Source organism: Nocardioides epinepheli, assembly GCF_037936805.1.
In the GTDB taxonomy this organism is placed as follows: domain Bacteria; phylum Actinomycetota; class Actinomycetes; order Propionibacteriales; family Nocardioidaceae; genus Nocardioides.
This window is the reverse complement of sequence record NZ_JBBMMC010000006.1, coordinates 142,399-157,585: the sequence shown is the minus strand read 5'-3', so window position 1 is coordinate 157,585 and position 15,187 is coordinate 142,399. Positions and strand designations below refer to the sequence as shown.

At 72.7% G+C, this 15,187-nt stretch carries 12 protein-coding genes; all 12 read right to left on the bottom strand.

What is annotated here, in order from left to right:
• Positions 1-44: 44 nt before the first annotated feature.
• The 12 genes from ftsZ to rsmH all read right to left on the bottom strand — a co-directional run bounded on the left by ftsZ (position 45) and on the right by rsmH (position 15,187).
• Positions 45-1,337, bottom strand: coding sequence for a cell division protein FtsZ (gene ftsZ / locus WMR31_RS10205; RefSeq protein WP_340538703.1), 1,293 nt, complete (start codon positions 1,335-1,337; stop codon positions 45-47).
• Between the two features lie 267 nt (positions 1,338-1,604).
• Positions 1,605-2,420, bottom strand: coding sequence for a cell division protein FtsQ/DivIB (locus tag WMR31_RS10200; protein WP_340538702.1), 816 nt, complete (start codon positions 2,418-2,420; stop codon positions 1,605-1,607).
• Complete coding sequence (gene murC, locus WMR31_RS10195; RefSeq protein WP_340538701.1) at positions 2,417-3,784, bottom strand: UDP-N-acetylmuramate--L-alanine ligase; 1,368 nt, start codon at positions 3,782-3,784, stop codon at positions 2,417-2,419. Before murC ends, WMR31_RS10200 begins: the two co-directional genes overlap by 4 nt.
• Positions 3,781-4,860 carry an undecaprenyldiphospho-muramoylpentapeptide beta-N-acetylglucosaminyltransferase gene (gene murG / locus WMR31_RS10190; RefSeq protein WP_340538700.1) on the bottom strand — a complete coding sequence of 360 codons (1,080 nt, stop codon included), beginning with the start codon at positions 4,858-4,860 and terminating at the stop codon, positions 3,781-3,783. The genes murC and murG overlap by 4 nt, the downstream gene beginning before the upstream one ends.
• Before the next feature lie 50 nt (positions 4,861-4,910).
• The gene (gene ftsW, locus WMR31_RS10185) at positions 4,911-6,206 is read right to left on the bottom strand and encodes a putative lipid II flippase FtsW (RefSeq protein WP_340538699.1); all 1,296 of its coding nucleotides are present in this window, start codon (positions 6,204-6,206) and stop codon (positions 4,911-4,913) included.
• Positions 6,207-6,233: 27 nt separating this feature from the next.
• Complete coding sequence (gene murD / locus WMR31_RS10180) at positions 6,234-7,766, bottom strand: UDP-N-acetylmuramoyl-L-alanine--D-glutamate ligase (protein ID WP_445321623.1); 1,533 nt, start codon at positions 7,764-7,766, stop codon at positions 6,234-6,236.
• Complete coding sequence (mraY, locus tag WMR31_RS10175) at positions 7,748-8,857, bottom strand: phospho-N-acetylmuramoyl-pentapeptide-transferase (RefSeq protein WP_340538697.1); 1,110 nt, start codon at positions 8,855-8,857, stop codon at positions 7,748-7,750. The genes murD and mraY overlap by 19 nt, the downstream gene beginning before the upstream one ends.
• Positions 8,854-10,227 carry a UDP-N-acetylmuramoyl-tripeptide--D-alanyl-D-alanine ligase gene (locus tag WMR31_RS10170; protein WP_340538696.1) on the bottom strand — a complete coding sequence of 458 codons (1,374 nt, stop codon included), beginning with the start codon at positions 10,225-10,227 and terminating at the stop codon, positions 8,854-8,856. The genes mraY and WMR31_RS10170 overlap by 4 nt, the downstream gene beginning before the upstream one ends.
• Positions 10,224-11,795, bottom strand: coding sequence for a UDP-N-acetylmuramoyl-L-alanyl-D-glutamate--2,6-diaminopimelate ligase (locus WMR31_RS10165; RefSeq protein ID WP_340538695.1), 1,572 nt, complete (start codon positions 11,793-11,795; stop codon positions 10,224-10,226). Before WMR31_RS10165 ends, WMR31_RS10170 begins: the two co-directional genes overlap by 4 nt.
• Positions 11,796-11,826: 31 nt before the next feature.
• Positions 11,827-13,677: a peptidoglycan D,D-transpeptidase FtsI family protein gene (locus WMR31_RS10160; protein WP_340538694.1), complete on the bottom strand. Its 1,851-nt coding sequence runs from the start codon at positions 13,675-13,677 to the stop codon at positions 11,827-11,829.
• A gap of 8 nt (positions 13,678-13,685) precedes the next feature.
• The gene (gene ftsL, locus WMR31_RS10155; protein WP_340538693.1) at positions 13,686-14,153 is read right to left on the bottom strand and encodes a cell division protein FtsL; all 468 of its coding nucleotides are present in this window, start codon (positions 14,151-14,153) and stop codon (positions 13,686-13,688) included.
• On the bottom strand, positions 14,150-15,187 hold the full coding sequence (gene rsmH, locus WMR31_RS10150) for a 16S rRNA (cytosine(1402)-N(4))-methyltransferase RsmH (RefSeq protein ID WP_340538692.1): 1,038 nt from the start codon (positions 15,185-15,187) through the stop codon (positions 14,150-14,152). The genes ftsL and rsmH overlap by 4 nt, the downstream gene beginning before the upstream one ends.

The following is a 15,187-nucleotide window of genomic DNA, read 5'->3' as shown; positions in this document are numbered from 1 at the left end:
GGCCGAGGGAGGTGCGCAGGTGGTACAGAGCGGTGACCTACTGACTACTTGAGGAAGTCGGGGATGTCGAGCTCGTCGTCGTCGAAGACCGGCTGGCTCGGCTGGGACCGCTGACCGGAGTGCCCGTCCTGGCTCGACGGGCTCGACGGCGTCGGCCGGGTCGACTGGTCGGCCGGGGCCGTCTGGGCTCCCTGTGCACCCTGACCGGTCTGACCGCCCTGCGGGGTGACCGCGGGGCGCTCGTGGGTGTCGCCGATCGGGCGGCGTTGCGACGTGGCGTCGCCGGCGCGGTTCTCCTGGTGGGCGGCGACGGCCGCCTTGACCTCGGCCTGGCTGACCGGCTGGGGGGCCTGCTGCCGCAGGGCCGATCCCTCGGTGCGGCGCTTGGGCGTGCCTCCGTCGAAGCCGGCCGCGATCACGGTGACCCGCACCTCGTCACCGAGGGCGTCGTCGATGGTGGCTCCGAAGATGATGTTGGCCTCGGGGTGCACCGCGTCGGCCACGAGCGCGGCGGCGGTGTTGATCTCGAACAGACCGAGGTCGGAGCCGCCGGCGATCGAGAGCAGTACGCCGTGGGCGCCGTCGATGGAGGCCTCGAGCAGCGGCGAGGAGACCGCCATCTCGGCGGCGGCGACCGCGCGGTCCTCACCGCGCGCCGAGCCGATGCCCATCAGCGCGGAGCCGGCATTGGCCATGACCGACTTGACGTCGGCGAAGTCGAGGTTGATCAGGCCCGGGGTGGTGATGAGGTCGGTGATGCCCGAGACACCCTGGAGCAGCACCTGGTCGGCCTGCTTGAAGGCGTCGAGCACCGAGACGTTGCGGTCGCTGATCGAGAGCAGCCGGTCGTTGGGGATGACGATGAGGGTGTCGACCTCTTCGCGCAGCGCGGCGATGCCCTCGTCGGCCGAGGTGGCGCGGCGACGTCCCTCGAAGGCGAAGGGACGGGTGACCACGCCGATGGTCAGTGCGCCCAGCGAGCGGGCGATCCGGGCCACGACGGGGGCGCCACCGGTGCCGGTGCCACCGCCCTCGCCGGCGGTCACGAAGACCATGTCGGCGCCCTTGAGGACCTCCTCGATCTCCTCGGCGTGGTCCTCGGCCGCCTGGCCTCCGACCGACGGGTTGGCGCCGGCGCCGAGGCCGCGGGTGAGCTCGCGGCCGATGTCGAGCTTGACGTCGGCGTCGCTCATCAGCAGGGCCTGGGCGTCGGTGTTGATCGCGATGAACTCGACGCCCTTGAGTCCGACCTCGATCATCCGGTTCACGGCATTGACGCCACCGCCGCCGATGCCGACGACCTTGATGATGGCCAGGTAGTTCTGTGCTGCAGCCACGACGGCTTCCCCTCGGGTGTCGGGTATGGGATCGGTCTGTGGAGGCGCCGGGACTGTCCCCGGAAACTGTGACCCTCAGGCTGAGGGTTATAGTTATGTCAACCTCGTCGTGGTGAAGACAGTAGGGATCGCGGGGTCGCGATCTCGGGACGACGCGCGGCGTGTCGCCCGGTCGGATCAATTGACCGAGCTGCCGGACAGCTGCCGGACAGCTGCCGGGCAGCCATCGGGCAGCCATCGGGCAGGAGGCACGGGGCGACGAACCGGCTACTTCGCAGGGCCCTTGATGGTCGGCTGGCCGGGCACGCTGACGTCGTAGACCCGGCCCTTCTGGGCCAGCAGCGCGAGGGCGATCTCCCCCTTGTCCTTCGACGCCTCCGCGCTCCCCCACCGCACGATCCGCTCGTCGCGCAGCACCAGGTCGATCTGGTCGGCGCTGCGCACCTCGACATGGTCGACCATGGTCGCGAGCTCGTCGGGGAGCGCCGCCACGACGGTGACCGCCGCCTTCAGCACGTCGGGGTGCGCACCGGCGGTGGGGTCCTCTCCGTCGTCCTCGGCGCTCTCGATCAAGGGCAGCCCGTCGCGCGCCTGCCTCGGGGATCCGAACAGCACCCCCTCGACGTCGACGGCGCGCAGCAGCGTGCCACGCCGGACCACCGCCACCGGCTGGCGCTCGGTCACGGTGATCAGGACGTCATGGGGCCACTTGCGGGTCACCTCGACGCTGCGCACCTCCGCGATGGCCGCCACCCGGCGTTCGATCGCGACCAGGTCGACGGTGGCCAGCGGCCCACCGAGCGGCACGTCGGCCGCGGCCAGCACGTCCTTCTCCTCGATGCTCTTGGCGCCGGACACCTCGACACCCTGCACCGAGAGGGCGCTGGAGAAGTAGACGGCGTAGATCGCGCCGCCCACCAGCGCGAGCACCACCACGACGGCTACGACGTAGCGCCAGGTCAGCCACCGTCGTGCCCACTGGCGGCGGGCGAACCGGCGACGGGTGCGCTCGGCCGGGCTGTCCTTCCCGGGCCGCTCACCGGAGCGGCGCCCAGGCAGGCGCTCGAGCCGTGGGAACCTCATCCGGCGGCCCCGGTCCCCCGCGCGTCGAGCAGGTCGAGCAACGCAGGCCCCACCTGGGTGACGGTTCCCGCGCCGAGGGTGAGCACGAGGTCGCCCGGCCGTGCGCGCGCGGCGAGCACGGCGGGTGCGTCGTCGAGGGAGGCCAGTGCGACCCGATCGGCGGGCAGCGGGACGGCGTCGGCGACCAGCCCGGAGGTGACGGCGGGGTCTGGTTCCTCGCGCGCGAGGTAGAGGTCGAGGACGACGACCTCGTCGGCCGCGCCGAGCGCCTCCCCCATGGCGGCACCGAAGATCCGGGTGCGGGAGACCAGGTGCGGCTGGAAGGCCACCACGAGCCGCCCGTCACCGGCGAGCAGCCGCGCGGACTGGAGGTCGCCGACGATCTCGGTGGGATGGTGGGCATAGCTGTCGTAGACCCGGACGCCGGAGCTCTCGCCCTTGCGCTCCATGCGGCGTCGGGTGCCGGTGTAGCCGGCCAGGCCGCGCCGCAGGTCGGCACGCGACAGCCCCAGCGCCTCGCCCGCGGCGAGGGCGGCCAGCGCGTCGGCGACGTAGTGGTCTCCCGGAGCCCACAGCGAGACGCCGTCGAGTGCGGTGGCGTCGGCCGCGCTGACCCGCACCACCCGCCGTCCGGACGCCTCCTGGCGGTCGGCCAGGCGCGCCGCTCCGGGATCGTCGACACAGCAGACCAGGAAGCCGTCGGGGTGGACCCTGTCGGCGAACTCGTCGAACGCCGCGGCGTAGGCCTGCGGCGTGCCCCACTGATCGAGGTGGTCGGCATCGACGTTGGTGACGATCGCCGCGAACGGCTCATAGACCAAGAAGGCGCCGTCGCTCTCGTCGGCCTCGGCGACGAAGGTCTCCCCGGTGCCCAGCGCCGCGTTCACCCCGGTGGCCGCCAGGTCGCCGCCGATGGCGTAGGTGGGGTCGGCGCCGGCGGCCTGGAGCGCGACGGTGAGCAGCGAGGTGGTGGTCGTCTTGCCGTGCGTGCCGGCGACCGCGACGACGCGGCGACCGGCCATCACCGCCGCGAGCGCCGCCGAGCGCGGCAGGATCCGCAGCCCGCGCCGCACCGCCTCGAGGTACTCGGGATTGTCCTCGGCGATCGCGGTCGACACCACGAGCGTGTCGCCCGGCCCGAGGTCGCCCAGGTGGGAGGCATCGTGGCCGAGCCAGACCTGCGCGCCGAGTGCGCGCAGCGACTCCAGGGTCGCGGAGTCGGTGCCGTCACTGCCGCTCACGACGAGCCCGCGCGCCAGCATGAGGCGGGCGATACCGGACAGGCCCGCTCCGCCGATGCCGACGAAGTGCACCCGTCCGAGCTCGTCGGCCGGCTCGATCCGCTCGGGGACGGGCACTCTCACCTGCGGGCCCCGGCGGTCTCGGCGACGATCGCGGCCAGCCTGTCGTCGGCGTCGCGGGGAATCAGCGCCGCCGCCGCACTGCCCATGGCGGCCAGCCGCGCGGGACCGAGGATCAGCGGCGGGACGTTCTCGGCGATCCACTCGGCGGTGAACTCGGCGTCCGGGACCATCAGCGCGCCCCCGGCGTCGACCACCGGCTGGGCGTTGCGCGGCTGTTCGCCGTTGCCGATCGGGAGGGGCACGAAGATCGCCGGGACGCCGACGGCGGCCGCCTCGACGACGCTGTTGGCGCCGGCGCGGCACACCATCAGGTCGGCCGCGGCGAGGGCGTAGTCCATCCGGTCGACGTAGCCGACCGGGTGGTAGGTGGGCACGTCGGCCTGGGGCACGACGTCGTTCTTGGGTCCGACGACGTGCAGCACCTGGATGCCGGCCTCCCCGAGTACGCGGGCGGCGGCGGCCACGGCGGTGTTGACGTTGCGGGCACCCTGCGAACCACCGGTGACGACCAGGGTCGGCAGGTCGGGATCGAGATCGAAGAAGGCCCGCGCCTCCTCGCGGGTGGCGGCGCGGTCGAGTCGCGAGATCATCGTGCGGATCGGGAGACCGACGTACTCGGCGTTGCGCAGCGGGGTGTCGGGGAAGCTCACCGCCACCCGGGTCGCGGCCCGCGCGCCGACCTTGTTGCCCAGGCCGGGCCGTGCGTTCTGCTCGTGCACGACGATCGGGATGCCGGCCTTGCGGGCGGCCAGGTAGGCCGGGACCGAGACGTATCCGCCGTACCCCACCACGACGTCGGGGCGCACCCGGTCGATGACGGCGCGAGCCTGCTTCACCGCACCGCGCAGGCGCCCGGGGACCCGCAGCAGGTCGGCGTTGGGGCGCCGCGGCATCGGGACGGGCGGGATCAGCTCGAGCGGGTAGCCGGCCTCGGGGATGACGCGGGTCTCGAGTCCACGAGGCGTGCCCAGGCAGGTGATCTCGGCCTCCGGGTCGAGCCGGACCAGAGCGTCGGCGGTAGCGAGCAGGGGCGAGGTGTGGCCGGCGGTGCCGCCACCGGCAAGAAGGACGCGCATGGTGGATCCAAACTATCCAAACGGTGCGAGGACGACGCGCGGGGCGCGGCTCAACGGCGCGCCGAGACGCCGGACGAACGCCGCCTGCGGCGCTGCGCCAGGGCCCGGGCGGCGGCCGGCTCCCGCCGCGCGAATCCGACCAGCAGCCCCAGGGCCACCAACGTCGGCAGCAGGCTGGACCCGCCGTAGGACACCAGCGGGAGCGGGATCCCGATGACCGGGAGCAGGGCGAGCACCATCCCGATGTTGATCATCATCTGGCCGATGAGCCATACGACGATCCCGAAGGAGGCGTAGCGCACGAAGGGGTCGGTGGTCTGCCGCGCCACCCGCAGCGCCGCGAAGGCGATGGTGAGGAACAGTCCGATCACCAGCAGGGTGCCGACCAGGCCCAACTCCTCGCCCAGCACGGCGAAGATGTAGTCGGTATGGGCCTCGGGCAGGGTCCCCCACTTCTGCTGGCTGGCGCCGATGCCCTGCCCGAAGAGTCCTCCCGACGCGATGGCGTACAACCCGTGAGCGGGCTGCCAGCCCGAGCCGTGGAAGTCCTGGAACGGGTCGATGAAGTTGGTGAGCCGATTCAGCCGCTCGGCGTCGGTGGCGGCCAGGGCCAGCGCGGCGACCGCGATCGGCATCGTGGCGAGCAGGAACAGCCGGATCGGCGCACCCACCACCCAGAGCATCCCGGCGAGAATCGCCATCATGACCAGCGCGGTCCCGAGGTCGCGTCCGATGACGACCAGGCCGATCGCGAGCAGCATCCCGGGGACGACGGGCACCATGATCTCGTGCACCCGGCCGAGGCGTCGGTCCTTGTTCGCGTAGATGTGGGCGGCCCAGATCACCAGGGTCAGCTTGGCGATCTCCGAGGGCTGGATCTGGAACGGTCCGAGCGCAAGCCAGTTCTTGTTGCCGTTGATCAGCACGCCGAAGCGCGCGGTGGCCAGCAGGAGCAGCAACGAGATCGAGAACGCGGGATAGGTGAGCCGACGCACCCACTGGTGGGGCACCCGGCTGGCGACGAAGGCGGCCGGAAGACCCACGATCACCCAGGTCAGCTGACGGAGGACCACGCTGTAGGAGTTGCCGGTGTCGCGGTAGGCGCCGACGCTCGAGGCGCTGAGCACCATGATCAGGCCGATGGTGAGCAGCAGCGCGGCGGCGCCGAGGATGAGGTAGTACGTCGTCAGCGGGCGGTCGAGGGCCTCACGGAGCGCCCCGATCCAGGAGGACGGGCGCGAGGTCAGACCACGCCGAGGAGTCTCGACCTTCGTCGCGCCCGACGCGGTGCGTCGCAGTGTGGGGACGCGCGGCCGCCAGGAGCGCTCGGGGGTCGCGGTGGTCAACGAGGGGTCTCCTCATCTGCGGTACTGCTACGGGGAAGTGATGCTGTGCACCGCCTCTGCGAACATCTCGCCTCGGGCGGCATAGTCGGTGAACTGGTCCTGCGAGGCACAGCCCGGGGCCAGGAGCACCGTGTCGCCGGGGACGGCCAGATCGGCAGCCGCCTCGACGACGCGCCGCATCAGGTCCGGTCCGCCGTCTACGGATCCAGTGTCACCGCCCTCGACCGTGATCACCCGGACATCGGGTGCGTGTCGCGAAAGGGCCTCGGCGATGACGTCGCGATCGCGGCCGATCAGCACCACTCCGCGCAGCCGCGAGGCCACAGAGCGGACGAGCTCGTCGAACCTGGCGCCCTTGGCCAGGCCGCCGGCGATCCACACCACCGGGTCGTAGGCCTGCAGGGAGGACTGCGCGGCATGGGGGTTGGTGGCCTTGGAGTCGTCGACCCAGGTGACGCCGTCGGCGCGGGCGACCACGGCGATGCGGTGGGCGTCGAGGCGGAAGGAGCGCAGCCCCTCCCCGACCGCGGCGCGATCGACGCCGTGGGCGCGGGCCAGGGCGGCCGCCGCGAGCGCGTTGGCGACCACGTGCGGCGCCGGGGCCTCGGCGGCGTCGGGCGCGAGGTCGGCCAGCGTGCACAGCTCGGCCGCGCTGGTGGCGCGCTCCTCGATGAACGCCCGGTCGACGAGGATGTCCTCGACCAGGCCGAGCATCCCGACGCCGGGCATCCCGAGGGTGAAGCCGATCGCCCGGGCTCCCTCCACGACGTCGGCCTCGCGGACCAGCTCCTCGGTGCCGGGATCCGCGACGTTGTAGACGCACGCGCGCTGCACGTCGTGGTAGATCCGGCCCTTGTCGGCGGTGTAGCGCTCCATCGCGGTGCCGGTGCCCCAGCCCTCGTACCAGTCGAGGTGGTCCGGTGCGAGGTTGAGGACGGCGGCGGCCTGGGCGCTCATCGAGTCGGTGTAGTGCAGCTGGAAGCTCGACAGCTCCACCGCGAACACGTCGTAGGGCGCCGGGTCCATCACGGCCTCCACGATCGGCAGTCCGACGTTCCCGGCCGCGACGCTGCGAAGGCCGGCGGCGCGCAGGATGGAGTCGAGCATCTGGGTGGTGGTGGTCTTGCCGTTGGTGCCGGTGACGCACAGCCAGGGCGCCGGCTCGCCGTCGGGACCGGGCGCTCGCAGCCGCCAGGCCAGCTCGACCTCCCCCCATACCGGGACGCCGCGGGCCACGGCCGCCTCGAGCAGTGGCGAGTCGGGGCGGAAGCCGGGTGAGGTGACGACCACGTCGACGTCGTCGGGGAGGGTGCGCGTGGCGCCCTGGTGGATCTCGACCCGGGCGCCGAGGATCTCCAGCAGCTCGGCCTTCTCCAGCTGGGCGGCGGTCGCGCCGTCGGCCAGCGCGGTGACGCTCGCGCCGAGGTGGGTGAGGTTGTCGGCCGCGGCGAACCCGGAGACGCCGAAGCCGAGCACGACCGCCCGGACGCCGTCCCAGGAGGACTCCCGGTTCAGCGCGGCGACGTCAACCGGTCCAGAGGTCATAGCCGGGCCACCCACTCGGCGTAGAAGATGCCCAGGCCGGTGGCGACGAAGAGGCCAGTGATGATCCAGAAGCGGATCACGATCGTGACCTGCTCCCAACCCAGCATCTCGAAGTGGTGGTGCAGCGGCGCCATCCGGAAGACCCGGTGCTGGGCCTGGACGCGGAAGACCTTGCGGAACAGCGCGCTCTTGCGACTGGCCTTGAACACCGTGGTCTGGATCATCGACGACAACGTGATGAGCACGAACAGGCCGCCGAGGATCACCAGGAGCAGCTCGGTCCGGGTGAGGATCGCGAAGCCGGCGAGCGCGCCGCCGAGCCCCAGCGAGCCGGTGTCGCCCATGAAGATGGCGGCAGGCGACGCGTTCCACCACAAGAACCCGAAGCAGGCCCCGGTGATGGCGGCGGCGATGATCGCCAGGTCGAGCGGATCTCGCACGTCGTAGCACTGCGGGCCCGGGCTGTTCTCGCACGACTGACTGCTCTGCCAGATGTTCACCAGCATGTAGGCGCCGAACACCATCATGCACGCGCCGGTGGCGAGTCCGTCGAGGCCGTCGGCGAGGTTCACCGCATTGCTCGTGCCGGTGACGATGAGCCAGATCAGCACCACCGCGACGACCATCGGCAGGGCCAGCCAGTCGATCTCGCGCAGGAACGAGATCTTCTCCGAGCCGGGGGTGCGACCGCGGTCGTCCTCGAGCCACGGGGAGAGCGCCAGGATGCCGAAGGTGACCGCCACCAGGGTCTGTCCGACGATCTTGGCCTTGCTGCGCAGGCCGAGCGAGCGCTGCTTGTAGATCTTGATGAAGTCGTCGAGGAAGCCGACCAGGCCGCAGCCGACGAAGAGACCGATGAGCAGCAGGCCGGACGCCGAGGGCCGGGTCAGCGTGATCAGGTTGGCCCCGAAGTAGCCGATCACCGTGGCCCCGATGATCACCACGCCGCCCATCGTGGGCGTGCCGCGCTTGGTGTGGTGCGACGTCGGCCCGTCGTCGCGGATCTCCTGGCCGTAGCCGAGCCGGGTGAACTGCCGGATGGCGACGCGGGTGCCGAGCAGCGAGATCAGCAGCGCGAGACCGCCGCCGAGGAGGATCGCTCTCATCGGGCCGCTTCTCCTCCGGTTCGTGGATCGTGTTCGAGCAGGTCGACGGCGATCTGCTCCAAGGCCGCTGCCCGCGAGGCTTTGACCAGGACGACGTCGTCCGCCGAGGCATTCTTCCGCACCCAGGCCGATGCGTCGTCACGCCCCGCCGTGAGAATCACCTCGGGGACACCGGCCTCGCGCGCACCGGTCGCCGTTGCGGCCGCCTCGTCGCCGACCACCAGCACCACATCCACGCCCGCGGCAGCGCGACCGACCTCCAGGTGGGCCGCCTCGTGCTCCTCGCCGAGCTCCCGCATCTCGCCGAGGACCGCGACCAGGCGTCCGCTCCGCTCGCGCCCGAGGGCACGCAGCGCGTCCAGCGCGGCGACCATCGAGGCGGGGTTGGCGTTGTAGGAGTCGTTGAGGACCAGGAGCCCGTCGCCGCGGCGGTCGAGCTCCATCCGCCAGCGCGACGCCGTTCGGGCCGTGCCGAGCCGGGCGGCGATCTCGCGCAGGTCCATCCCTGCGGCCAGTGCCACCGCGGCGGCCGCGGCGGCGTTCGAGACCTGATGGGCACCGGTCTGGAGCAGTTCGACGGGCTCCCAGGCGCCGTCGTGGCCGAGCTCGAAGCGGGCCCGGCCGAGGGCGTCGAGCTCGAGGCCGCGCCAGGTGACGTCTCCGGCGGCGCCGAAGGTGAGGATCCGCGCGGCGGTGCGCGAGGCCATGGCGGCCACCCGCGCGTCGTCGGCGTTGAGCACGGCGGTGCCGGAGGCCGGCAGGGCCTCCACCAGCTCGCCCTTGGCCGCGGCGATCGCCTCGACGCCGCCGAACTCGCCGATATGGGCGGTCCCGACGTTCAGGACCGCCGCGATGCTCGGCGTCGCGATCTCGCACAGGTAGGCCAGGTGCCCGACGCCGCGGGCGCCCATCTCGAGCACGAGGTGGCGGGTGCCGGCATCGGCGCGCAGGACGGTGAGCGGCACGCCGAGCTCGTTGTTGTTGTTCGCGGCGGTCGCAACCGTGGCGCCGGCGCCGGCGAGCACGTGGGCCAGGAGATCCTTGGTGCTGGTCTTGCCCTGCGACCCGGTGAGCGCGGCGACCGGCGTCCCGACCTCGTCGAGGACGGCGCGCGCGAGCCGGCCCAGGGCGACGGTCGGGTCGTCCACGACCACGGTCGGCGCCGCGGTCGGCCGGCTGCCGAGGACGGCGTGCGCCCCGGTCGCGAAGTCGTGTCCGTCGACCCGCTCCCCCACGATCGCGACGTAGAGCCCGCCGGCGACGGGGTCGCGACTGTCGAGATAGGCGGCGCCGTCGACGACGAGGTCGGGGTCGCCGTGCACGGTGCCGTCGACCGCGCGGGCGATCCGGCCCAGGGGCCAGGGGATCATCGGGTGAGCGCTCCGCGGGCGACGTCCCGGTCGTCGAAGTCGTGGACCACGCCGTCGATCTCCTGCCCGGTCTCGTGCCCCTTGCCGGCGATCAGGACGACGTCGCCGGTACGCGCCAGGCCGAGGGCGCGCTCGATGGCTGTGCGCCGGTCGCCGACCTCGACGACGCGATCGCGGTGCTCGGGCGCCACCCCCGCCAGCATGGCGGCGCGGATCTCTGCCGGCGCCTCGGTGCGCGGGTTGTCGTCGGTGATCACCAGCACGTCGGCCAGACGTGCGGCGATCTCGGCCATGATCGGTCGCTTGCCGGGGTCGCGGTCGCCGCCGGCTCCGAGGACGACGATCACCCGACCGCCACCGGCATCGGCCAGCGGCCGGAGGGTCTCGACGGCGGCTGCCACGGCGTCGGGCTTGTGCGCGTAGTCGACCACGACGAGGAAGTCCTGGCCGGCCTCGACCCGCTCGAGCCGGCCGGGCACTCCGGCCGAGGTGCGGATCGCCTCGGCGACGGCGGCGGGGTCCTGCCCGGCCTCGCCCGCCGCGGCGATCGCGGCCAGCGCGTTGGCGACGTTGAACTCGCCGGGCAGCGGCACCCCGGCGGCGAACCGGAGACCGCCGGGCCCGAGCACGGTGAACGTCGAGCCCTCTCGCTCCAGGGAGAGGTCGACGGCTCGCCAGTCGGCGGTCTCGTCGTCCAGCGCGAAGGTGGTCAGGCGCAGCTCGCTCGCTTCGGTCACCTCGCGGGCCAGGCGACGCCCGTGCTCGTCGTCGAGGTTCACCAGCGCGACGCGGGCGCGGTCCGCGGTGAACAGCGAGGCCTTGGCGAGGTAGTAGTCCTCGAGGTCGCGGTGGAAGTCGAGGTGATCGCGACCGAGGTTGAGGAACACCGCGACGTCGAACACGACGCCGTCGACCCGGCCCATCACCAGGGCGTGGCTGGAGACCTCCATCGCGCACACGGCGACGTCGGCCTCGCGCATCACGCCGAACAGGGCGTGCAGGTCCGGCGCCTCCGGCGTGGTCAGCGAGGTGGCGATGTCCTCCCCCGCGATCCGGGTGCCGACCGTGCCGACGACGGCGGCGCGGACGCCGGCCCGCTCCAGGCCGGCCTCCAGCAGGCGGGTCGTGGTGGTCTTGCCCTGGGTGCCGGTGACGCCGATCATCTGCATGCTGACGGCCGGGTCGCCGTACAGCCAGGCCGCGAGCGCGCCGAGCACCCGGCGCGGCTGGTCGACCTGGAGCGCCGGGAACCGCGGGTCGACGCCGACGTGGAGCGCGTGCGCGAGGCCGTCGGCGTCGGTCAGGTAGGCCACGGCGCCGCTGTCGATCGCGGGCTGGAGGTAGTCGGCGCCGTGCACGCGTCCACCCTGGAGGGCGGCGTACAGGTCGCCGGGGGCCACGCGGAGCGAGGACAGGGTGAGCCCGGTGACGTGGCGGTCCTCGCGCGCGCCGTCCTCGGCACCGGTCAGCGTGGCACCCAGCCACTGCGCGACCTCCCCGAGCGTGCGCGGGGTCACCGCGCGCGGGCGGGGCGGTGGAGATGCCTGCGGAGAGGTCAATGCATTCATCGGGCGACCATCCTCGCCCATCGAGCGTCGTTCACCACACGACGGGCAGCTGCGAAGGCTTGGTCCCCGTCGGGGGCACGCCGTACTTGCGCAGGGTGTAGCCCATCAGCTTCGAGAACGCCGGGCCCGCCACCGAGCCACCGCCGCCGCCGTTGCGTGGGTTCTGGACCACCACGTAGATCGTGAACCGCGGGTCGTCGGCCGGCGCGAACCCCGCGAAGGAGACGGTGAAGGTGCCGTCGTAGCCGCCCTCCCCGGCCCGCTGGGCGGTACCGGTCTTGCCGGCCACCCGGTAGCCCTCGACGGCCGCGGCGGGGGCGACACCGATCTCGGGGTCTGGGTCGACCACCCGCTCCATCATCCGGGCGGTCTGACGTGCCGCCTCGGGGCTGACCACCTGGCGCTTGGTCGCCACTCCGGTACCGACCTCGGTGCCGTCGTCGAGGGTTGCGGTCCCCTGGATCAGGCTCGGGTCGACCCGGACCCCGTCGTTGGCGATGGTGTTGACCGCCGCGGCCATCTGCAGTGCATTGACCGACATCGACTGGCCGAACGCGATCCGGTCTCCCGCCTGGCTGGTCCAGTCGCTGCCCGCCGGGAGGATGCCCTTGGTCTCGCCGCGGATCCCCACTCCCGTGCGCTGGCCGAGGCCGAACGCCGAGAGATAGCGACGCAGCTGGCCCGGGCCGTACTCGTCGGCAGCCATCACGGTGCCGATGTTGGAGGACTTCGCGATGATCCCGGCCAGGGTGAGCCTGATCCACCCGTGGTCGAAGTGGTCGCCGATGCGCCGGTCCTGCCGGAACAGCTGCGGTGGCACCCTGAACTTGGTCCTCGGCGTCACCAGCCCGGCGTCGATGAGGCCGGCCGCGGTGAGCACCTTGGACACCGATCCGGGCTCGTAGACGTCGGTGAGCGCACGGGAGTTGTAGTTCGACTCCGGCGACAGCTCGGGATGCGCGGCGTCGTAGGTCGGGTAGTCGGCCAGCGAGAGGATCTCGCCGGTCCGCGTGTCCATGACCACCGCGTAGCCGGAGTCGGCGCGGGCGCCCCTGACGGTCTCGGCGAGCACCTGCTGGGTGTACCACTGCAGGTCCCGGTCGAGCGTGGTGGTGAGTGGTGCGCCGTCGCGGGCCGGGTCGACGGTGTTGTCGCCCAACGGGATCCGGCTGCCCCCGGCTCCGGTCTGGTAGCGGGCCTCGCCGTCGTGGCCCGACAGCCAGCGGTTGAACGCCACCTCGAGGCCGGCCAGTGGCTGGGCCGCACCGTTCTTGTCCGGCGTGCCGAGGAAGCCGACCAGGTTGGCCCCGACGTCGCCGGACGGATAGACGCGCACGGGGTCATCACGCGTCTCCAGGCCGACGAAGCCCTCCTCCTTGGCCGCGGCGACGGCGTCGCGTGCGGTCGCTGCGGGCACCTGTCGGGCGATGTACTGGAAGCGGCTGTCCTTGGCGCGGAGCCGGTCGAGGGTCTCGAAGTAGTCGATGCCGAGGCGCTTGGACAGGAAGGTCGCCAGCTCGGGCGCGTCCTCGCTGGTGAGCGAGGGGTCGGCGACCACCATCAGCCCGTCGATGGAGTCGGCGAAGGGCTTGCCATTGCGGTCGAGGATGTCGCCGCGCTCGGCGGGAAGGACGACGCTGACCTTGCCCTCGGCAGCGGCCATCGCGGCGTACTGCTTGGGGTCGATGCCCTGCAGCTGCACGAGCCGGGCGGCGAACACCGACATCACCATCGCGATCACGATGAACCCGATGCGCAGGCGCAGCCCGGTGGCGCCGCGGGCGCTCCCGCGAGGGCGGCTCCGCAGCCGGGGTCGCGCGGACGCGCGCCCCGAGGCGCTGGGCCGCGAGCCTTTGAGTGCGGGTCGCTTCTTGCTCGGCATCGTTCCCACTATCGGTTGCCTGCGCGGTTCGCGGCACCCGACGCGCCGGGGCACGGCCCGGCGACCGCGGCGCTGCGCGTCCCGGTGACCTTGCCGGTGGCCAGGTCGATGAAGGCGGCCGGTGGCGCGGCGACCATGCCGAGATCGCAGGCGCGCTCGGCGATGTGGGTCGGGTTGCTGAGCTCGTCGATCTCGGTCCGCAGCGCCTGCTGGCGCGCGCTGAGCACCGCCGCCTCGTCCTCGAGCCGGTCGGCGGTGAACGAGGCCTGCTGCATCGAGGTGTTGAACAGCAGGAGTCCGACGACGCCGGCCAGGAGCAGCACGCTGACCAAGGAGACGAAGGGCACCCGCGGTGCGCGGCTGCGCAATCGCGGCACCACTGCCAGGCGGGCCCGGTCGACGGCGCCGCCGCGGGCCAGGGCGCCCCACCGGCGCGAGAGGGGGGTGCTCGACGGGTGACGCAACGGGCTGCTCATCGGGGTGCTCCCTGGTGTGGTGCTCTCGAACCTCGAGACGGTGTGGACTCGGCAGCGCGGACCCGCTCGACGGCGCGCAGCCGCACCGACGCGGCCCGCGGGTTCGCGGCGATCTCGGCGGCGTCGGCCTTCTCCGCGCCCCGGGTGACCAGGCGCATAGCGGGCTCGCTGCCTTCGGGGACGAACGGGAGGTCGGGCGGGACCTCACTGCGGGTGACGGCGGTGAAGGCCTGCTTCACCAGGCGGTCCTCCAGCGAGTGATAGGCCTCCACGACGACGCGGCCGCCGACGTCGATGGCATCCAGAGCCGCCGGCAGCGCCCTGCGGAGCACCGACAGCTCGTCGTTGACCTCCATCCGCAGCGCCTGGAAGGTGCGCTTGGCGGGGTGGCCGCCGGTACGCCGGGCCGGTGCCGGGATCTCGGCGTAGAGGAGCTCGACCAGGGCGCCGCTGGTGGTGAATGGCGCGGCCTCGCGCTCGCGGACGATCGCCGCGGCGATCTTGCGGGCGAACTTCTCCTCGCCGTAGTCGCGCAGGACCCGGGTGAGCTCGGCGGCACTATAGGTATTGAGGACGTCGGCCGCCGTGGGGCCTCCCGCTCCCCCGCTCCGGTCCATCCGCATGTCCAGCGGGGCGTCCACGGCGTAGGCGAACCCTCGCTCGGCGACGTCGAGCTGCATCGAGGAGACCCCGAGGTCGAACAGGACGGCGTCCACGGCCGGCAGCCCGAGGTCGGCGGTCACCTCGGCGATCTCGTCGTAGACGGCGTGCACGCCGGTGAACCGGTCGCCGAAGCGGGAGAGCCGGGCCGAGGCCAGGGCGAGCGCGTCGGTGTCGCGGTCGATGCCCACGACCCGGGCGTGCGGACAATGGGTGAGGACCGCCTCGCTGTGCCCGCCGAGCCCGAGGGTGGCATCGATCAGCACCGTCTCGCGCCCGGCGTCGTCGCGCCCGGGGCCGCCACGCTCGAGGGCGGGACTCAGCAGGGCCACGACCCGGTCCAGGAGCACCGGGTCGTGCTGGGGAGAGGCCAC

Coding starts and splice junctions, on each gene's coding strand:
- WMR31_RS10170 (WP_340538696.1), bottom strand. CDS start 10,227: ATGATCCCCTGGCCCCTGGGCCGGATCGCCCGCGCGGTCGACGGCACC.
- murG (WP_340538700.1), bottom strand. CDS start 4,860: ATGCGCGTCCTTCTTGCCGGTGGCGGCACCGCCGGCCACACCTCGCCC.
- ftsL (WP_340538693.1), bottom strand. CDS start 14,153: ATGAGCAGCCCGTTGCGTCACCCGTCGAGCACCCCCCTCTCGCGCCGG.
- WMR31_RS10160 (WP_340538694.1), bottom strand. CDS start 13,677: ATGCCGAGCAAGAAGCGACCCGCACTCAAAGGCTCGCGGCCCAGCGCC.
- WMR31_RS10165 (WP_340538695.1), bottom strand. CDS start 11,795: ATGAATGCATTGACCTCTCCGCAGGCATCTCCACCGCCCCGCCCGCGC.
- mraY (WP_340538697.1), bottom strand. CDS start 8,857: ATGAGAGCGATCCTCCTCGGCGGCGGTCTCGCGCTGCTGATCTCGCTG.
- WMR31_RS10200 (WP_340538702.1), bottom strand. CDS start 2,420: ATGAGGTTCCCACGGCTCGAGCGCCTGCCTGGGCGCCGCTCCGGTGAG.